Origin of the sequence: Gimesia chilikensis, assembly GCF_008329715.1 — a bacterium.
Taxonomy (GTDB): Bacteria; Planctomycetota; Planctomycetia; order Planctomycetales; family Planctomycetaceae; genus Gimesia; species Gimesia chilikensis.
Genome location: NZ_VTSR01000032.1, coordinates 71,014 through 91,520 on the forward strand (window position 1 = coordinate 71,014; position 20,507 = coordinate 91,520).

Consider the following 20,507-nt stretch of genomic DNA (forward strand, 5'->3'; position numbering starts at 1 on the left):
CATGACTCTGCTGACGGTGTCTGTGGCGAACGCCGCTGATGTCTCGCCGGAAATGATGAAGTTCTTCGAGAACGAAGTCCGTCCGCTGCTGGCGGAACATTGCTGGTCTTGCCATGGAGAGAAGGAGCTGAAGGGGGACCTGCGACTCGACACACGCGGCCACATCCTGCTGGGGGGCGAGTCGGGCACTTCTATGGTTCCCGGGAAGCCTGAGAAAAGTCTGCTGATTGAGGCGGTGCGTTATGAATCGTACGAGATGCCTCCCGCGGGGAAACTACCTGAGAAGCAGATCAAGATTCTCGAAAAATGGGTGGCGCTGGGTGCGCCCTGGCCCGGGGCCTACGATACGGTTCCGCTACGCAAAGAGCAGGGGCCCCGGTTTACCGCTGAAGACCGTGACTGGTGGGCGATTCAGCCTCTGCAGGCTGTGACAGTCCCTGACGCGACCGGCGATGGGAGCAAAAACGAAATCGACCGCTTTATCCTCGCCCGTTTAAAACAGCAGGGGTTGACGCCGGCACCGGAGGCTGACCGGGAGTCTTTAATCAGGCGAGTCTATTTCGATCTGCACGGCCTGCCTCCCACGCCACAGGAAGTTGAGGAGTTTGTGCAGGACCAGCGGCCTGATGCCTACGAGCGGCTGGTCGATCGTCTGCTGGCCAGTCCCCGTTACGGCGAACGCTGGGCCCGGCACTGGCTCGATGTGGTCCGCTACGCGGATTCCGATGGCTACCGGGCCGACGGTTATCGTTCGAACGCCTGGCGCTATCGCGATTATGTGATCCGGTCGCTGAATGAGGATAAGCCTTACAGTCAGTTCGTGCAGGAACAGCTGGCGGGAGACGAGCTTTTTCCTGGTGACGTCGACGCCCAGATCGCCACGGGCTTTCTGACGCATGGGATTTATGAGTGGAACAGCCGTGATGTCGCCGGTCAGTGGGATATCATGTTGAACGAATTGACGGACACGGTCGGCGATGTCTTCCTCGGCGTGGGGATGCAATGTGCCCGCTGTCACGATCACAAGTTTGATCCTGTACTGCAGAAGGACTATTTCCAGTTACGCGCCTTCTTCGAACCGATTCTGATTGAGACCGCCCAGAAAGTGGGCACGCCGGAACAACTGGAACAATACCGCAGTGAATTGAGTGCCTGGGAGCAGGCGACCAAAGCGATTCGCGAGGAGCTCGCGGAACTGGAAGAACCGTATCGGGAGAAAGCCCGGGCCGTCATCATCTCCTTTCCGCCTGATATCCAGGCGATGATTCACAAACCGGAAGAGAAACGATCTCCGCGGGAACAGCAGCTGGTCGAGCTGGCATGGCGACAGGTAGAGCACAACTACCGGAATCTCGACAAACAGCTCAAGGGCGAAACGAAAGAAAAGATTCTGGCATTGAGGCGTAAGCTGGCGAAGTTCGATCAACTGAAGCCGGAACCGTTGCCGCTGGCACAGCAGGTCCGGGATGTCGGGGCGCAGGCACCTCTGACCAGGATCCCCAAGAAACGGACCGAATGCGAGCCCGGTTTCCTGGCGATTCTGGAGACACCGACGGACGGATATTATGGTTCGCCACAACAGGGGACCACCAGTCGCAGGACCGCGCTGGCCCGCTGGCTCACGCAGGACAGTAATCCGCTGTCGACGCGGGTGATCGTCAATCGCATCTGGCAATATCACTTTGGCAAAGGGCTGGCGCCGCACAGCAGCGATCTTGGTCGACTGGGGGGGCCGCCTTCGCATCCCGAATTGCTGGACTGGCTGACGCAGCGGTTTTTGAATGGAGGCTGGCGGTTCAAGAGTCTGCATCGTCTGATCGTCACTTCAGCCACCTATCGACAATCGACTCAGCATCCTCAGGAAGCTTCGATGTTCGCCCTCGATCCTGCCAACAAATATTACTGGAGCGCTGAGACACGCCGCCTGGATGCAGAACAGATTCGCGATTCGATCCTGGCGGTGACCGGCCAGCTGGATCTCAAGGCCGGCGGACCCGGTGTGACCCCCAGCGTTCCCCGGCGGTCTATCTATTTGCGGATGATGCGCAACAGCCGAGATCCGTTGTTGCAGGTGTTCGACATGCCCCGGTTCTTCACCAGCGTGTCAGCCCGCGATACGACGACCTCTCCCGTGCAGTCACTGCAGCTGTTCAACAGCCAGCAGATGCTGCGATTCGCCGATCAGCTTGCGCAACGAGCCGAGCAGGAAGCGGCTGCTGTTCCCTCAGCCGATCAGGAAGAGTTGGCTCTGAGGCGCGCGTGGCAAATCGCCTTCGGGAGACCGGTGACCTCGGGTGAACTGTCACAGGCCAGGGAGTTTCTCGATCGTGAAACCAGACTGCTGTCGGAACAGAAACCGGCCGTCGATCTGCAGCAGTTCGAAACCGCGACGATGCCTTACCGCAACGGGCAGTCGGTGGTGTTTCACGCCGATAAACCCTCTTCGTTCTACGTCGCCGATAACCGGCGGCTGACGCCGAATGATTTTACCATTGAAGCCTACTTTCAGATTAAGTCGATCTATGACTCCGGAGCGGTGCGGACGATCGTTTCGAAGTGGAGCGGCAAGGTATCTGAACCGGGCTGGCTGTTTGGCGTGACGGGCCGCGGTTCACGCCGCAAGCCGCAAACGCTGGTCTTTCGGACTTATGGTAAGAAGCGGAACGGAAAGATGGGCGACGAGATTGTCTTTTCGGATCAGCATATTGAATTCAATACGCCCTACTATGCAGCGGTCAGTTTTCACGTGACGGGCGAACGGGCCGGCTCAATCGACTTCTTCCTGAAGGACCTCTCGAACGACGATGAGCAGCTGGGGAAGATTACGAAACAGCACCAGACTGTCGAGGTGCACGACAATCGTCTGGCGCTGGCCATCGGTCGCATGGTCCAGAATAAAAACAGCCTGTTTGACGGGTTGATTGACGAGGTTCGCCTGTCATCGGCGGCGCTGGATGTTCCGTCCCTGCTGTATACGCAGGAATCCATTACTGAGCAGACGCTGGGGTACTGGAGGTTCGATCCCGTGCCGGGCATGTTTGAGGACAGTTCGTCCCATCAGTATGACATCACGCGCGATGACCGGCCGACAGCAGCCAGTGATCCCCGTCGTGCGGCGTTCGCTGATCTGTGTCACATTCTGTTGAACTCCAATGAATTTTTATACGTTGATTGAGGCGCTCCATGTTCTCGACACCACATATTGAAACACCCCGCACCCGACGCGAGTTTCTGGAACGCAGCGGACTTGGCTTTGGTTCCGTTGCCCTTACCAGTCTGCTGGCGCAGGCTGAGAGCTCTTCTGCTGCCGGGGGATCGGCTCCTGTTACAGGGCCTGTTCCTCACCACAAGCCGATGGCAAAGAATATCATCTTTCTGTTCATGGAAGGGGGGCCGAGCCACATCGATCTGTTCGATCCCAAGCCGCTGTTGAACAAGCTGGCAGGACAGACTCTGCCCGACAGCTTCGGTGAGATTCTGACCGCCGCCGGGGAATCCCGGTCTCCCTTGCTGATCTCGAAGCGGAAGTGGAAACAGCATGGCGAAGCGGGAACCTGGGTCTCGGACTGGCTGCCCGAAATTGCGACCTGTGTCGATGACATTGCCGTGATTCGCTCCTGCTGGGCGGATGGGCTGAATCATTCATCCAGTGTCTGCCAGATGAATACCTGCTCGCTGATCGGCGGTCGTCCTTCGCTGGGGAGCTGGGTGACGTACGGGCTCGGTTCGGAAAACAGGAACCTCCCCTCGTTCGTGGTCATGCAGGATAACCGTTCTTCCGTGGTGAATGGTCCGCGGAACTGGGGAACCGGATTTATGCCCGCGGTGTACCAGGGAATTCGCTTACAGGAAGGCAAGCAGCCGATTCCGAATCTGAATAATCCGGAAGGAGTGACAGAGGCCCGGCAGCGCGAAAAACTGTCATTTTTGAAATCGTTGAATCAGGGCTATGCCCGTCAGCACGCCCGGCAGACGGAGCTCGACGCACGCATCGCCAGTTACGAACTCGCGTTTCGGATGCAGTCCGAAGCTCCCGAGGCGGTCGACCTGGGCCAGGAGACCGCAGCCACCCGCAAGTTGTACGGGATGGATCAGCAGGAAACATCGTCCTTCGGTCGACTCTGTCTGATGTCACGCCGACTGGTGGAGCGGGGCGTCCGTTTCGTGCAGTTGTATCATGGGGCCGGCAGTAAGTGGGACGCGCATTCCGGGATCGAAAAGAATCATACCCAGCACTGCAAGGCGATGGATCTGCCTGTCGCCGGACTGATCCGGGATTTGAAGCAACGGGGCCTGCTGGATGAGACACTCGTGGTGTGGGGAGGCGAATTCGGCCGGACCCCCATGTCAGAAAAGGGGGACGGACGCGATCACAACCCGACCGGATTCACCATGTGGATGGCCGGCGGCGGGGTCAAAGGGGGGCAAACTATCGGGGCCACCGATGAACTGGGGCTGCGGGCGATTGAAGATCGGATGCACGTTCACGATCTGCACGCCACGATTCTGCACCTGCTGGGCCTGGATCGAATGAAACTCACGTACGAATACAACGGCCGCCCCGAACGTCCCACGGTCAACGAAGGGGAGTTCCAGACGAAGCTGGTCACTGGTTGAACGAGTTTGATTCACGTGTCCGTCTACAGTCTTCAATGTTCGATATCTCAGTCAAAGGAAGAAATGAAAAGTTGACCTGATCTACCGGGGAAAATATACTGGTTTCCACCGCTCAACCGTGGCTTAACCAGCAGAGGCGTCTTGTGAACGAAGAACAGACACAGCATGTATTTCAGCGTGTTCGCGCTGGTGACCAGGATGCGGCTCAGGAAATCTTTGACCGTTATTTTCAGCGTCTGATAGGCCTGGCGCATTCCCGGTTGTCGGAGAAGCTGGGGCGAAAAGTGGATGCCGACGATATCGTGCAGTCAGCCCTGCGGTCGTTTTTTGTCCGGTCCCAGGAAGGTCAGTATGCGATTGAACGTTCGGGTGACTTATGGAAGCTGCTGGCGGCGATCACCCGTAACAAGCTGTTGAAGCAAGCCGAGCATTTTCAGCAGCAGAAACGCAGCCTGGATCGGGACGATGTCTTGCAGTCCTCGGCCGAGAACCAGGCGGCGCTGTTTGCGAGCGAGCCGACGGAAGCGGAAGCGGTGGCGCTGTCGGATGAAGTCGATTTTCTCATTCGGGACTTCGATCCACTGCAGCAGCAGATGCTGGAACTGCGACTGCAGGGCCAGACGATTCCAGAAATTGCTGAAACGGTAGAGCGTTCCGAACGCACTGTCCGCCGTTTTCTGGGTGAATTTCGCGATCAACTGGAAGCACGCCTGCGCAGCCTGCAGGGTGATTGAAAAAAAACGGCTCCGTCAGAACCCTGATTCCAACGGAGCCTGTCCCGGGCAGACACCCTATTTGCCCGGGAGATGTTTTTCAAAATAATAGCGGGCAGGTTCTTTGTTAATCACTTTCAGGGCGGTGAAGGACTGCAGTACTTCGCGATTTTCTTTGGTTAATTTCAGGTCTTCAGGCAGTCCCAGTACTTCCAGGGGCATGCCTTTTAATGGTGTCAGGTCCTGCACACTGGTTTTTTCCAGGAACAGCATCTGTAAAGGCATACCTTTTAGAGGAGTCAGGTCTTTGATCTGTCGGCAGTAGCCCAGTTTCAGGTATTCCAGAGGTTTTCCTTTCAACGCAGAGAGATCAGTCAGTTCGTCGGATGATAAATCCAGTGCTTTCAGGGGTAAGTTCTTTAAAGGGCTGATATCGCTGACGGGCGCGCCGATATATAATTCTTCCAGCGGCATGGCGGCAAGTGGCGTCAGGTCGCGTACATCGGTTTGATAAAGTCTCAGATGTTTGAGTTTCATGTCCTGCAGAGGGGACAGGTCTTGCAGATTGGAGCAATGATTGAGATCGAGTTTTTCCAGAGGCATCCCCTGCAAGGGAGTGAGGTCAGACACTTCAGATCCATTCAGGCGGAATTCTTTCAGGGAAAGGTCCTGTAATGGAGTCAGGTCGCTGATCTGACTATTAAGACGTAGTATTTCCAGTGGCATGGATTTGAGGGGTGTCAGGTCGGTTACATCTGTAGACATGAAATCCAGTTCTACCAGTGATGCTCCCTGTAGAGGACTCAAGTCTGAAACATCGGTATGTGACAGAAGTAAAGTGGTCAGAGGCAGACCTTTTAAGGGGCTCAGGTCTGAGATGGATGTAGAGCGAAACTGTAAACTGATCAAAGTCTTGATTTGAGAAAGAGGAGACAGGTCTGTGACCTGACTGCCATTCAAATTCAGACGCTCGAGCGGCAGTTTCCGGAGGGAGGAGAGATCGCCGACATTGGTGTTCGACAATTCGAGGTTCTTCAATTTCAGGTTTTGCAGCGGTCCGATCTCTGTCAGTTGTGGATGATTTACGACCGTTAAGTGGGTCAAATGATTCATTGCTGCCAGCGGGGAAAGGTCTTTGAATTGACTGAGCCTGCGGTTGGTACCTGAGATACTCAGTGTCTTTAGAGTTTGAATTGCCTGTAATGGTGAGATATTCTGCAGATGATCCGATTCGATATTGACTAGATTGACGTATTGATTCGGACGGCCTCCAAAGTAGCTTGCATAGACATTTTTACCAATGTGGGCTTCGAAGCCGGGATTGAGTTCCTCCAGTTTTTTGATGACTGCCTGAAATTGTTCCACAGCCGGGAGTTTTTGAGTCTCTACGAGCCATGCCTGTGAAACGCCGGCGGAGGGAATCTGTCCCGGTTCGATTTTCTGATTGGTGATACGTTCGATGGTGACTACGGTTTTTTGATTTCGAGAGAGTTTAACCACTTGGGGATTTACCTCGAGTCCGTCCAGGTTCTTACCCTGCAGGACAATTTCATACTGTCCACTGTAAATCGTTGTGGAATCCGTCCCCTGGCTGACTTTGAGTGTTTCCACGGTATTCTCTCCCTGTTTGACCAGGACGGAGATATCGGGGACTTCACTACGGACAACCAGTGTTCCTTTATCCGTTGCCAGCGTGAGGATAATTCCCATACAGAACAGGGCTGCGACTCCCGCGGCACCGAGCAGACTGCGTTTACGGTTGCGACCTCGGTTACCGATTTCGCTGGGATTGGCTTTAGTGCGGTCGATGGTCTCTGAACGGGTGAGTCGCTGCTGGATTTCAAAGAGTCGTTCAGCCACCTGCTGCATGGAGGCAGGGCGGACTGCGGGGGATTTCTCCAGCATCTGCAGGCAGAGCGTTTCGAGCTCTGCATCGATGTCTGCCTGGAGGGTCGAAGGGCGCGGCGGTTCGTCGCGCATGACTGAAGCGGTAATCTGACCCAGTGTGCCTGTGAATGGAAGTTTTCCCGTCAAGGCTTCAAACAGAATCACTCCCAGGCTGTAAATATCACTGGCCGGACCGGGCGTTTCGGTATGGCCTTCCATCTGTTCGGGCGACATGTAGGCAGGCGAACCGACCAGATCTCCTGCCTGGGTGAGCCGTGGGGACTGTCCTTCCACTACACGGTGCGCCAGCCCGAAGTCCATGACGATCGGTTCGCCATGTGAGTCGATCATGATGTTGGCGGGTTTGAGGTCGCGATGAATGATCTGCTGGTCGTGGGCGACCTGGATGGTGCGGGCAACTTTCGTCAGCAGTGTCAGATTGTCGAGCAGTGAGTTGTGTGAATCGGCGGCCCAGACTTCCTGCAGGTTCTGACCTTCGATATAGGCCATCGTCAAGTATAGTTGGCTATCGATTTGACCCGAATCATAGATGGGACAGATATGGGGATGGCGGAGCGTGGCGGCGGTGCGGGCTTCGTTGAGGAAACGCTCTTTGAGCAGCGGCGCACTCTGATCCAGGCGGGGGAGTTTCAGAGCGACCTCGCGGTCAAGCTGGGAATCCCGGGCACGATAGACTTCGCCCATACCTCCTTTACCGATCAGGGAGAGTAACTGATAGCGACCAAAGTGAGCGGGCAGTTCCGGGAACAGTTGGGGGGAAGTGCCTGTGAGTGAGGTTTTCTCGGTCGCTTCCCGGCTGTCGAGTGCCAGTTCCCGCTGGACGGCTTCCAGTTCGCGGCGCAGAACGGCGCTGTCGCCATATCGGTCGATGTATTCCTGCATTGCGGGCTGATCACCCCAGCGGTGACGGATGCGGTATTCTTCCGCGATCAGGCTGGCGCAGTGATCTGTATCGGAGAAGAGATCAGGCCAGCGGTCGGCGTAGAAGTCCAGTGTAAATATGCCTGAGGTCTGATCCGTCACGGTGACCGAAGCCGGTGTAGTGGCTTCTACGTCCGGGGACTGTTGAGCGGCGGATAGACGAGCCTGATATTCCAGGTCGACTACGATTAACTCAGAGAGGACTTCGCGTTGCTCAGGCTCTGATAATTCCAGGTCCTTCACAAACTGGTCGAGTTGAGGCTGGACGCCACTTTGCCAGAGCTGTTCATACTGATCGAGAATCTGATTCAGGGAGTTCATGATACCTACCTCGGGAAAATACGCGGAAGTCTGCCGTGGCGTGCAGGGAGTCTGGCACTGTTACCACTGACGGTCTCTCACGAGGTGATTCGAATTGGGCTGGCAGATGGACAGGGAAAATTGAGAAATTAAAAAAATGATTCGAGGTCGGAATCGGGCGCGAATTTATTCCATTTAAGTAGTACCTTACCGTTCGGAAGGATGCGGATTCAAGAAAGATCAGCTGGCTGCATAGAAATAGCGGAAAGAAGATCGAGGCTATAAGTGACTTTCTGTCAGTAACTTAGGGGGGGCTGTTGAGGCGAAATATAGGGTGAATCTGATAAAAACACGATTTTTCTGTGCTCTGGATGTCCATGATGTCGCGGTATTTCTGATTTCCTGTCGAGCCCGGCAACGAGCCAGTCAACAACACTCAATAACAAAAAAACAATTCAAGGAGCCAAGCCATGAACCAGAACCTCAACCCGTCAGCCGTCATTGAAGAAGTCTCACCAGAAGAAGCCGCGAACGTTTTCGGGGGCAACCAGGTACGCTACCGGGTCATTGTTTCAAAACTGGTTGGAAATAAAGTTCGGAGAGTTAAACGGATCGTGACCCGAAAGGCACTGACTCGATTGATTCGATTGAAAAATGGCCATTACACCGTGAAATACAAAGAGGTAATCAAACGTAAGAAACCCACCTATTCCCACGGGAACAGCGGGTATCGCCCCGCCAACAACTTTTTCTAATTCAGAAAAATAAAATCATTCTCCCGGCCCGCTGTTTTCGGACAGCGGGCTTTTTTTATGGATTACGACGACCGTGCTAATTGCCAGGTACGCAGCATACGAGATTCATTTCTGAAAAAAAACAATTTTTTGTCCCGTGTGTGTCCATGGTGTCGCGGAAATTCTGATTTCCTGTCGAGCCCGGCAACAAGCCATTCAACATCAAACAAAACAACAAACCTAAACAAGGAGCCAAGCCATGAACCAGAAGCAGAACCTGAATCAGTCAGCCGTCATCGAAGAAATCTCACCTGAAGAAGCCGTCGGTGTTATGGGGGGAAGGATTTTTACACGTAAAGTGACAGCGAGACGGTTGAAGCGGATTATGGCTAAGAAAAATGTCGTCCGCATGATCCGTCTGAAAAACGGCCATTATACCGTGAAATACAAAGAAGAGATTCGACGCCCTAAGACAACCGTTTCCCAGACCAACTTCCGGCCCGCTCGAAACTGGAGTTTCAGCTAATCCATAGACAGCCCCGTTGATTCACCCACGACGGGGCTGTGCTTTTTCTTAATCACACCCACTCATTTCTTTTATGGAGCCACCCTGAATGGCTGCACTCATCCACTCATCAACTGATGATTCTTCTTCCCTGGACGAATCAGAACGGATCGAAGAGGAACAATCGCCTCTCTCGGAGACACTGGAAGCGATGCCGATCTGGATTTCACGCGGGGTGCTCTATTTGTGCATCCTGTTTGTGATCGTCAGTCTGCTGTTCGCTTGCCTGGGACGCGTCGATGAAGTCGCCAAGGCACCCGCGGTGATTACGCCGCAGGGAAGACTGAAGCCGGTGCAGACCGATCTGGAAGGGATCGTCACCGAACTGCTGGTGAAGGAGGGTGAGCAGGTTTCTGCAAATCAGCCACTGGCACGCATCGATTCTGCCGATGTGGTTAAGATCCTCTCTGAAGTCCGCACCGCAGAGCGTTCGCTGGCAGCGGTCGAGCGGGAGCTTAAGGAGGCGATTCCGCTGAAGCAACGTCAGACAGAGAGCCAGACGGCGATCCAGCAGCAGAAAATCGCCAGCCAGGAACAGAGACAGCAGGCCCTGCAACTGCAGATCGCCAGCGAGAACCGGGCCCTGGAACTGTTGCGGGAACAGCATGTCATCCAGCAGAAACAGCAGCAGGAAAAGCTGAGCCGACTGAAGCTGGATCGCAAGTTTGCCAAAGCTCAGGCAGACCGACAGGAAGAGCAGCTGGCGAGTGTAGTACAGCTGGTGAAGCGAAGTGCCGCCAGCCGTTCTGATCTGCGTGTCGCTCAGGAGAAATACGATACCGCTAGTGCAGCTCTGGCCAAAGTCGAATCACAAATCAATGAAGCCGAAAATGAAAGCCGTCTACAGGAAGTCACACTGCAGACCCGCATCAACGAGCGGGAGAAAGCGATCGCGGCCATCAAAGTCCTCATGGCTGAGAATGCCGTCGCAACCCGGCAGGCAGAACTGGAAATCCGCCGACTGACGGGCGAACTGGAAACGCAAAAACTGACAACGCAACACAAGCATGATTCTCTACAGATTCAGTTAGCACAGTCGCAGAAGCGGGCGCGATTGAATCTGAGTGGCATGAGTCACGAACTGATGCAGCGGTTGACCAGCGGCGAGTTCGAGGAGACCGATGAGCACCTGGTGCTGGCACCGATTGCCGGCATCGTCGGCCAGATTCACGTCACCGATGGAGAGACCGCCCGACGCGGCGCGACGCTAATCACACTGATCCCGGAAGGAGCAACACTGGTCGCGGAAGTCAAGATTCCGAATCGGGAAGTTGGCAAGGTACGCGAATCGATGCAGGCACGTTTGAAATTTGATGCCTTTCCCTACGCCCGGCACGGCGCGATTACTGGTGAATTGAATCAACTGGTCAAAGTCGCTGAAGCATCCCGCAGTCAGGGCGGCAGCAGTGGGGCGTCATCGGGGGCAGGGAATAGCACCTATTATCGCGGTTATTGCACGCTGGATCAGAATTACTTTCGTGTGGACGGCGTTCAGAAACCATTGTTGCCAGGCATGACCGCACAGGCGGAAATCGTCACAGGGCGCAAACGGATTATCGAAGTGTTACTGCAACCTCTGCTGGCATTTCAGCAGGGAAAGAAAGCGGAGGAATAGGCAGATGTGCAGAACGACCCTGGAACAGAAACAGGATAACGAACTGGAATTATTAAAGCAGAAAGCAGAAGCCATGATCAGAACAACCGCATCAGAACCAGCGCAGGCCACACCCCGCAAAAAACGCTGGTTGCGTCGTTTTCCGCATGTCAGACAACTGGACGAGACCGATTGTGGTGCCGCCTGTCTGTCGATGGTATCAAGGTACTACGGCGTGCGGCTCAGTATTGGCGAACTGCGTGATCTGGCCTGTGTCGGACAGGACGGCGCCAGCCTGAATTCACTCTCGCGGGCAGCCGAGCAACTGGGATTTTCTACGCGGCTGCTACGCACCGGCCTGGAAGGGTTAATGAGCCTGGATCTGCCTGTGATCGCCCACTGGCAGGGAACTCACTTCGTGGTCGTGTATCAATTGATGCGAAAGACAGTGCTGGTGGCAGACCCGGCACGGGGTTTGATCAAAATGACCCATGAAGAATTCGTCGCGGGCTGGACCGGTTATCTGCTCAGCCTGCAACCGACGCTGGATCTGCAGAAGAACAAGCCGGCCCAGTCAACCATCTATCGCTTTCTGCCTTACTTGCAGCCACATCGCGGCTTACTGCTGGAAATCTTTCTGGCATCGATCATGCTGGAACTCTTCGCCCTGATTTCTCCTGTGTTTACGCAGGTCGTCGTAGACCGGGTGTTGCTGCATCAGAATGTCAACATGCTGAATCTGATGCTGGTGGGGATGCTGATTGTCGGCGTGTTCCAGATGGTCATCACGCTGTTGCGGGATTACTTTTCAGCGCACCTGGCACAGAAACTGACGCTGAAATTCTCATCAGATCTGCTGCGACAGATGATGCGACTGCCACTCCGCTTTTTCCATACCCGGCGGATTGGTGATGTGATGCAGCGGTTTGAGGACAATGAAGAAATTCAGGATGTGCTGACAGGAAAGTTCATTTCCACTCTGCTGGATCTGATTACCGTAGTGCTGACTGTCGGGCTGATGTTGTATTACAGTCCGCCGTTAACGGTTGTGGCTCTGGCGGCGGTTCCCCTGTATGCCATTCTGACGCTCGCATTTACGCCGGCGATCAAGCGAATCAACCTGCAGGCGGTGGAACAGTCCGCAGCCACGAATTCGCAACTGATTGAGACAATGAAAAGTATCGGCACCGTCAAAAGCTGTGTTGCGGAAGATGCCGCCCGCTGGCAGCAGGAAGAGCACCTGGTTAAGGAAGCAAATATCGAATTTCGTGAAACGAAAGTGGGCATGCTGCTGACCGGGTTTTCGTCTTCGATCAATATGCTGGCTCAACTGCTGCTGTTCTGGTACGGAGCGCACCTGGTAATTGATGGCAAACTGACGCTGGGACAACTGGTGGCATTCCAGGCACTGGTGACGATGGCCTTGTCGCCGATCATGAGCCTGATTGGCTTGTGGGATGAATTGCAGGAAGCCTGGCTTTCTCTACAGAGACTGGCAGACGTGCATGACTTTGTTCCCGAGCAGGTACCGGGAAAATCAGCGGTCCGGCTGCCGCGTCTGCAGGGGCGGATTGAATTTCAGGATGTCCACTTCAGCTATAATGCCGACACGGCTGACATTCTGGATGGTGTTAATCTGGAAATTGAGGCCGGTTCCACCGTCGCGATTGTCGGACGATCGGGGTCGGGTAAAACGACTTTATTGAACCTGCTGCAGCAGTTTTATCGGCCCAATAGCGGCAAGATCCTGATTGATGGCTTTGATCTCTCGGCTGTTGATCTGCGGAGTCTGCGCTCCCAACTGGGAGTAGTTCCTCAATCCCCTGACATTTTCTCAGGTACGATTCGCCAGAACATCGCGATCGCGCATCCCGAGGCCAGTTTGAATCAGGTGATGCAGGCTGCTGAAGCCGCCGGGGCGCATGAATTTATTTCCCGGTTTCCTCTCGGTTATGACACGATGATCGGCGAAACGGGAGTTCGGATCTCGGGCGGACAGAAACAGCGAATCGCGATTGCCCGGGCACTGCTCAGTGATCCATCAATCCTGGTTTTCGACGAAGCGACTTCTTCGCTGGATGCGGAGTCTGAACGCGTGGTGCAGCAGAACATGCAGGAAATTCTCAAGGACCGGACCGCAATTATAGTAGCCCATCGTTTGTCGACCGTGCGAAATGCTGACCGAATCCTGGTGATCGATGAGGGGCAGGTCGTAGAGCAGGGCACACATCAGGAACTACTTGAGGAGGAAGGCCTGTATCATCACCTGGTCAGCGAGCAGGCATGCCTGTAAAGGATGTCAGGAGCTGGCGGGGATCTCCGAGATCTGTTTGGTGGCGATGCCGACGGGGCGGTCGAGCGGGATACCGGCACAGGTCAATAACGTTGTCAGCAGGTCGCCTTGATTGCCTTTGACATCGGGTAGAAAGCGTCCGGTGTTAATCGCACCTCCGCCGCTTCCGGCGAGAATGAAAGGCAGGTTGGCCCGGGTGTGCCGATCGCCGTCTTCGAGTCCTGAGCCCCACATCATGATGCAGTTCTCGAGCAGGGTGCCATCTCCCTCTTTCAGGCTGTGCATCTTGTTGACCATGTAGGCAAACTGGTCGATGTTGAATTTGGTGATCGCGGCGACTTTGTCGACTTTTTTCTTCTCACCATTATGGTGAGTCTGCGAATGGTGCTGGTCTCTGAAACCGAGTTCGGGATACGAGACGCCATTCGGGGTCGAACCGATGTAGGTGCAGACGCGGGTCGTGTCGGTCTGGAAGGCCAGCACGTTGAGGTCGCACATCACCTGCATGTATTCGCTGCGTTTGTCTCCTTCGGGAATCTTGATCTCGATAGGAGGGGAGTCGGTTTTGTGACTGCGGCTCGGACGGACTCCCGCTTTCTCGAGGGCCGCTTCTTTCTGCCGCATTTCGATGGCGGCGATCCGGCGTTCTACCGAACGGACGCTGTCCAGGTATTGATCCAGTTTCTTCTGATCGGTCGAAGACAGCGTACGACGCAGATCGCGGGCGCCGCCAATTACCAGATCCAGCATGCTGCGATCTAAACTGCTCATCCCGTTGGTCGACAGTCCGTCCCCCTGTTCTTTCTTATTGAACAGACGGTTCAGCACATTGCGGGGATTGGTCTCGGCGGGGACCGCCTGGGTCGGCGAGCGAAAGCTGCAGTGCGAGTAGTAGGCTTCGTTCAACCCGGCCTGGTTTTCCTTCCAGGTTTGGGGCATCGTGGCCAGTTCCAGAGACGGGAGGGCAGTAAACGCACCCAGGGAATTCGCGGCGATCTGATCGGCGGAGATCGAGATGCTGATCTCGTCCCGCTTGTCCGGATCGGGTAATGCTGCGGTCAGCCAGGTCGAAAGTTCGAGTGCGTGGGGAGCCCCGCGATAGGGGCCGTTGGAAACGCCGGCGATGCCCTTCATCAGCAGACACTGGTCGATCACCGGTCGTAATGATTCCAGAGCAGGGGGCGGCGATTTCAGAAACGTCTGGGGATCCTTGGGCCAGAACTGATCCATAATCACGCCATGCGGCATGTACATGAATCCCAGGCGGACCGGCGGCTTGAACGCTTTTTTCTCGCTGGCTTCGGCCCAGCCCATGACATCCAGCAGAGGCAGCGCCAGGGCGGCTCCGAGGCCTTTCAGACAGGTACGACGATCGATTGCTTTATAATTGCTCATGGGAAAGCCTTTGGGTGGGTTGCAGAGGAAAACTTAAATTGTACGACGGGTTGCAAGTCCGTCATGCAAAGAGGGTGGTGTGTGGTCCGCCTGTCACTCAATTCGACGATGCGTGAAAGGGTAACTGGTGACGACCTCGGTGATCAGCGTCTGCATGCGATAATCGTCTTTCGCGATCTTCTGCATCAGTTCATCGATCACAATTTCGTCATACCCTTCCAGGCGTCGACATAATGCATAGGCTAACAGACGCTCGACCAGATTGCGAGAAAACTTTACGCTGTGGTCGGCGATAATGGCTTTGAGTTCTTTGGGATTGGAAAAATTCCTTCCGCCCGGAAGTTCGCCGGAGGCATCGATGGCCTGACCGTTTTCGTCTTTGTCGCGCCAGCGGCCGATGGCGTCAAAGTTCTCCAGACCGAACCCGATCGGATCGAGCAGACGATGGCAGTTGGCGCAGACCGCTTCGGATCGGTGCAGTTCGGTCCGTTCGCGAAGCGTCAGATTGGCGATCTGTTTTTTGTCCTGTTTCTCCAGCGAAGGGACATTGGGCGGGGCGGCGGGGACATGATCTCCGAGGACCTGTTCCAGGACCCAGACGCCTCTGTTGACGGGACTGGTGCGGTTCGGGAACGATGTCGCTGCGAGGACCCCGGGCATTCCCAGGATTCCACCACGATTGCCGTTGGTCAGTTTGACCTTCCGCATCTCGGAGCCGGTGACGGTTTTTTCCAGGCCGTAGATCGTGGCCAGGTTCCCGTTGAGGTACGTGTAATCGCTGTCGATGAAATTCGAAACGCTACGGTTCTCGCGGACGATGCTTTCGAAAAACAGGCGGGCTTCGTCGTACATCGCCGTCCGCATGTCGGCAGTCATCTGTGGGAATTTCTCAGGATCAAAGGTTCGCGTGTGTATCTCTCCCAGCTTGAGCCACTGCGCCCCAAAGCCATCAAACAGGGCCCGCGAGCGTGGATCCAGCAGCATCCGCGTGACCTGAGATTTCAAGACCGGCGGTTCATGCAGTTTTCCCTGTTCGGCCAGCGTCATCAGCTCCGCGTCAGGCATGGTGGCCCAGAGCAGATAAGACAGACGCGAGGCGAGCTGAAAATCATCGAGGGGCACGATTCCCTTTTTCGTCTCGACCTCTTTAGCCGGTGTGATAAACAAAAACTGGGGCGACACCAGAATCGCCTTGAGCATCAGTCGGCAGGAGGCCTGGTAGCTGAGTTTGTTCTGTTTTGCCAGATCAAACACATTCAGCAGGACATCGATTTCTGCAGTGGTGGGCGGGCGGCGATAGGCTTTTCGTGCCAGTGACTGCGCAACCTTGCGTACGGCTGCCTGCTCGTCTGACCCGGACTGGGGATTTTCTCCAAAGAGTTGTTTTTGTATTTCGGTAGGAGCTTCTCCTTCCGATGCTACCACCTGATTCAAGACGTTTTCGGAGATGGTCAGATACTGTTCGAGTTGAAGTGGTGATAGCGAATTGAGATAGCCTTCGCCACTGACTTCGTCCGGCAGACTGGCGACGATGTCTGAATCGACGTTCAACAGATCGTGGAGCGTGTTGCCATATTCCGTTTTCGTGAGCCGCCGAATCACAAACGGGCCTGGATCTTTAGGGCTGAGATATTTCACTTTCTGCAGCCATTCTGCAAACATCTGACGTTCTTTGTCAGACGGCTGGTCCAGTCCTTCGGGGGGCATGTCGTGTGCTTTCACGCGGGCTGCGGACTTTTTCCACTTCTCGCTGAAAGCGGCATGGCCGGGACTTTGCAGAGCCGGGTCAAAGCTGAGGCCGGCTTCGGTGGGGCGTCTGTTCTGATGACAGTCGATGCAATATTTTTTGATGAAGGGTTTAACCTGTTTATCGAAAAATTGTTTGGCGTCCGCTTTGTGTACAGCCAGCGTTTTATCCTCTTTGGACTCAGCATGACCGGTGTCCGGACTGACCCACAGGATGCCCAGCACCATCACAGTGATCGCGCTACGGACAAAATGTGCCTTAGTGATACTCATTCAAAAACTCCTCAGACAACATACTTTATACTCATGCATTGTAGTTGCTGTCTGGTACACTGTAAATAACGGGCCGAGCTGAGGTCGCTTCGGGAGAGCCTGGCAATGACAATTCACGAAAGATTCATTCTTAAAAAACGTGCGAGGCATATCAAAACATAATCGAGGGTGAGGCATGATGAATTCAGAACGTCACACTGAGGATGAACTGGCCTGGGTTATCTCACATCAGTCCGACTTGTCAGACATGGGATTTGAACTGGTAACTCCTGATCGGAATACGGGGCTTCTCAAGCAGCTTGCGCAGGAACTGTCGCCCGGGCATTTGATTTACGGGATCAGTGCCAATGTGCTGGGGGCTTTCAGCGGGACTGATGATATCTTGCTCAAGCTGGACTCTGAGGTTGAAGGAGCGAGGTATGCCCTGGTGCATCTGACCTGGGGAGGCTCGCAAACGCCACCCTGGCCCTCGACGCAATTGATTGCTGATCTCGATGAATGGCTGGCATCGGTCATGCCGTCTCCTAAACAAATGGCGGAAATCAACAAATTCAACGAAGCGCGGAGGCGGCGTGAACAGAGACGCCATCAACTCAGCCAGCTGGGATTTTATCTGTTTATGGTCTTGGTGATTATCACGCTATTCCTCGCGGTGATGACCCAGATTAAGCCTGAATGGTTGCCCGATGATCGGCCCCCAATGCTTTCTGGTTAATTATCAGCGATTGAGAGAGCAGTGGTTCTGCTTCCGCATACTTTTCCTGCATCACGTAAATCCGTCCCCGCTCATGTAAGGCGTTGATCGTTTCGGGATGCGTTTCTCCCAGGGACTTTTGGCGAATGGCGTGACACTGTTGCATGTGTTGTTCTGCCTGGGGATAAGCCTGCATCTGCAGATAGAGTTTCGCCATTTTGTCGTGCACGACCGACGTTCGGTAATGATCTTTCCCGTAGTTCTGAGTCATCACAGACAGGATCTGCTGATAAAGCGTTTCTGCCTGTTTAAATTTTCCCATCGCTTCGTAGAGGGACCCCAGGTTGATCATCGCAGAGACGGTTCCCTGGTGCTTTGGACCCAGTTGGGTACGGGCCAGGTTGAGGCTTTTCTTGAGCAGTGGTTCAGCCTTGGAATAGCGTTTTAAGGTTACGTAAAGCGATCCCAGGTTATTCAGTGAAGCCGCTGTTTCGGGATGAGCATTCCCGAAGACCTGGCGACGAATCTCCAGGCATTCTTCCGTGTAGGAAGTGGCTTTTTCCAGGTCCTGCAGTTCGTGGTAGGCGACTGCAGGAAAGGACATGACGGATGCGGTATCGGGATGATATTTTCCGTGGACCGCTTTTACCTGTTCCAGAGCCTGTAGCCCGAGTTGCACTGCCTGTTTGCGATCTCCGCTGGAATACAGTTTCATAGCTTTCGAGTATGTCTCTTGCGCTGACTTGATTTTCTGCATTTGCTCTGCGGTTAACTGGATCGGGCTGGCCTGGTCGCGGGAGATCCAGCCGTGCTGCTGGGATTTAGGGTCCTTGACCTCATACCATTTATCCGTCGTCGCAAACGCCCAGAGCCGGTTTCCCTGTTTGACTGTTCTTAAAACTTTCGCATCCTGGCTGCGATCGACTTTGATTTCTGCCTGGGGCGTGTTGACGATTAGCATCGGCCCTTCCGCAGACAGGGCAGGGCGAGTCAGCACAACACACAGCAGTCCGATCAAATAACCTGTATGAACCAGTCTGGTTGTTTTCGTGGATAACATGATAACCTCGCATTCTGAGAGTGTGTTTTCAGGAGACGAACTCGGTGAGATGACTCCGCAGCATCTCAATCAGGGGCGATAGTAGGTGATCGTGACCGACATGATGGGCGTGGGATCAGCCTGGAATTTCACTGTTTTGACTTTGTTATCCGTTTGTGCGCCCTGCACGATCAAACCTCCGCGGGTTTCCGGTTGTTTTTTTCCGGCCAGGCGAATCTGAGACTTCAAGGCTCCCAGATTTGCCGGTTGCTCTTCAGGCTGAACTCCTCGCAGCATGGCAACCAGGTCCTGTTCATCTTCATTTAAAATCGTGGGTTGGGGTTTGGCTTGCTGGAGTTCCTGAAAGACGGTCATCTGGATCTGGCCGGTGTGCCGTCCGTAGTCCATGGCACGTCTGGCCGATTCTGCTTCCGAAAGAACCTGAAACTGCTCAGCCGTGTTGTCATCTTCCATCTGATACCCCTTGACCACGGTCCGTGTGTGATCGGGGGAAAGAATCCATTTGTTGCAGTCAAGGTCCCGCTTGACCTGTCGGTACAGTGTGTTTTCGCCGTTGACTTTGAGCACGATCCCCAGACGCCCTTTGGCGGAGCTGTTACGAATCAGTGCCATTTCGACTTTCTGGCCCTCTTCCGGTTCAGCAACAAACGCCTGACCGTCTTTCATTGTGACGGGTACCTTCCGTCCGTCATAAAAGATTTCAAGTTTTACGGGGGCCGCTGCATCCATTAGCGGGAATGTGTCCTGCTGCTTTTTTACGCGGGCTGCTGTGCTCAGGATCTGCTGTTGTTTCTGTTTCTGCTGGTCGTTGAAGGACAGCTGTGTCGAACCGCCGTCAAAGGCGCCTCGCAGGAAGAAGCTTTCTCCGATGCCACCGATTGACTCGGCATCCAGGTCGACATCAAAGACCTCGCAGGCCCGCTCTAATTTTCCGTTCGCTTTATCAAAACAGAGAATGCCGACTGAAGCACGCTGATTATCATCATGGACCAAAACGATGCCTGTCAGAAATGCATCGGCTGTCTTTTTTTCTTTGCCCCATGCCAGTTTGAATTCAGGTCCAAAAAATGCTTTACGCCCTGCTTCCGTTAAATGATCAGCGTCTTTGAGTTCAGCGGCTTGTGCGCTCGCATCTTTGATGATGTTGAGCTGGCGAGCTTCATCAAAGGGATTTGCCAGGATCAAACCGACTTCCAGCCGATCTGCGAGTAGAGAATTCAGAGCACCCGCACTGGCGGTGATTTTCTCGCCCGGCTTTTTGACCCGGAACTTCAAAACTCCGATGGTTTTGAGTTGTCGCTGATTGAGATAGTCGATGACCTGGGGGATCTGTTTCTGGAGTCCCTGCTGAATGGTCTGGGCCTGGCTCATCCCCGGCACGACCATGGATGTTATCAACGCGATCAGGAGTGTGAATGTCATTTTCATGATGCGGGCCTGGTATTTCATACTAAGTTACTTCCCTATGCGTTCATTGAAGAATGAGAGTGAGTCGTTCACTTTCTACACTGTAAACGACTCAGAATCGTAAATCTTCCCGTCATTTCTGAATTTTCTGGAATCAGCGTCCGCTGTCTGTGGTCTGTAGTATCAGACAGCCGGTCCTGAATTGAGTCGGTGCCGGAAAGTGCTTTATGACACTGAGGTTAAGCCTGTTGTTTAATATTACAATTAGAGTGGATCTCAATCGAAAT

13 protein-coding genes are annotated in these 20,507 nt (G+C 54.4%); 8 read left to right on the forward strand and 5 right to left on the reverse strand.

Annotated features, from left to right (window positions below):
- Position 1 precedes the first annotated feature (1 nt).
- From FYZ48_RS25245 to FYZ48_RS25255, 3 genes are all read left to right on the forward strand, one after another.
- Complete coding sequence (locus FYZ48_RS25245) at positions 2 to 3,175, forward strand: DUF1549 domain-containing protein (RefSeq protein WP_242022769.1); 3,174 nt, start codon at positions 2 to 4, stop codon at positions 3,173 to 3,175.
- 8 nt (positions 3,176 to 3,183) lie between these two features.
- The gene (locus FYZ48_RS25250) at positions 3,184 to 4,617 is read left to right on the forward strand and encodes a DUF1501 domain-containing protein (RefSeq protein WP_149345307.1); all 1,434 of its coding nucleotides are present in this window, start codon (positions 3,184 to 3,186) and stop codon (positions 4,615 to 4,617) included.
- A gap of 143 nt (positions 4,618 to 4,760) precedes the next feature.
- A complete protein-coding gene (locus FYZ48_RS25255; RefSeq protein WP_187782213.1) occupies positions 4,761 to 5,351 on the forward strand; it encodes an RNA polymerase sigma factor in 591 nt (196 codons plus the stop codon).
- Positions 5,352 to 5,408: 57 nt separating this feature from the next.
- Here FYZ48_RS25255 and FYZ48_RS25260 read toward each other — a convergent pair whose 3' ends face one another.
- The gene (locus FYZ48_RS25260; protein WP_149345309.1) at positions 5,409 to 8,480 is read right to left on the reverse strand and encodes a protein kinase domain-containing protein; all 3,072 of its coding nucleotides are present in this window, start codon (positions 8,478 to 8,480) and stop codon (positions 5,409 to 5,411) included.
- Between the two features lie 449 nt (positions 8,481 to 8,929).
- On the opposite strand from FYZ48_RS25260, the gene FYZ48_RS25265 reads away from it, so the two are divergent.
- From FYZ48_RS25265 to FYZ48_RS25280, 4 genes are all read left to right on the forward strand, one after another.
- Complete coding sequence (locus FYZ48_RS25265; protein WP_149345310.1) at positions 8,930 to 9,214, forward strand: hypothetical protein; 285 nt, start codon at positions 8,930 to 8,932, stop codon at positions 9,212 to 9,214.
- A gap of 238 nt (positions 9,215 to 9,452) precedes the next feature.
- Positions 9,453 to 9,719 carry a hypothetical protein gene (locus FYZ48_RS25270; RefSeq protein ID WP_149345311.1) on the forward strand — a complete coding sequence of 89 codons (267 nt, stop codon included), beginning with the start codon at positions 9,453 to 9,455 and terminating at the stop codon, positions 9,717 to 9,719.
- An 88-nt stretch (positions 9,720 to 9,807) separates the two neighbouring features.
- Entirely contained in the window at positions 9,808 to 11,373 is a 1,566-nt protein-coding gene (locus FYZ48_RS25275; protein WP_149345312.1) for an HlyD family efflux transporter periplasmic adaptor subunit, read from the forward strand.
- Between the two features lie 4 nt (positions 11,374 to 11,377).
- Entirely contained in the window at positions 11,378 to 13,645 is a 2,268-nt protein-coding gene (locus tag FYZ48_RS25280; protein ID WP_149345313.1) for a peptidase domain-containing ABC transporter, read from the forward strand.
- Between the two features lie 6 nt (positions 13,646 to 13,651).
- Here the strand turns inward: FYZ48_RS25280 and FYZ48_RS25285 are convergent, their stop codons facing one another.
- Positions 13,652 to 15,040 carry a DUF1552 domain-containing protein gene (locus FYZ48_RS25285; RefSeq protein WP_149345314.1) on the reverse strand — a complete coding sequence of 463 codons (1,389 nt, stop codon included), beginning with the start codon at positions 15,038 to 15,040 and terminating at the stop codon, positions 13,652 to 13,654.
- Between the two features lie 93 nt (positions 15,041 to 15,133).
- Positions 15,134 to 17,059, reverse strand: a complete 1,926-nt coding sequence (locus FYZ48_RS25290) for a DUF1592 domain-containing protein (protein WP_149345315.1) — start codon at positions 17,057 to 17,059, stop codon at positions 15,134 to 15,136.
- Positions 17,060 to 17,234: 175 nt separating this feature from the next.
- On the opposite strand from FYZ48_RS25290, the gene FYZ48_RS25295 reads away from it, so the two are divergent.
- Positions 17,235 to 17,774, forward strand: a complete 540-nt coding sequence (locus tag FYZ48_RS25295; protein ID WP_149345316.1) for a hypothetical protein — start codon at positions 17,235 to 17,237, stop codon at positions 17,772 to 17,774.
- On the opposite strand, the gene FYZ48_RS25300 is transcribed toward FYZ48_RS25295, so the two are convergent.
- Both FYZ48_RS25300 and FYZ48_RS25305 read right to left on the reverse strand, forming a co-directional pair.
- Positions 17,725 to 18,813 carry a tetratricopeptide repeat protein gene (locus tag FYZ48_RS25300; protein WP_149345317.1) on the reverse strand — a complete coding sequence of 363 codons (1,089 nt, stop codon included), beginning with the start codon at positions 18,811 to 18,813 and terminating at the stop codon, positions 17,725 to 17,727. The two genes, FYZ48_RS25295 and FYZ48_RS25300, sit on opposite strands and share 50 nt — an antisense overlap.
- 69 nt (positions 18,814 to 18,882) lie before the next feature.
- Positions 18,883 to 20,262, reverse strand: a complete 1,380-nt coding sequence (locus FYZ48_RS25305) for a hypothetical protein (protein ID WP_149345318.1) — start codon at positions 20,260 to 20,262, stop codon at positions 18,883 to 18,885.
- Positions 20,263 to 20,507 lie beyond the last annotated feature (245 nt).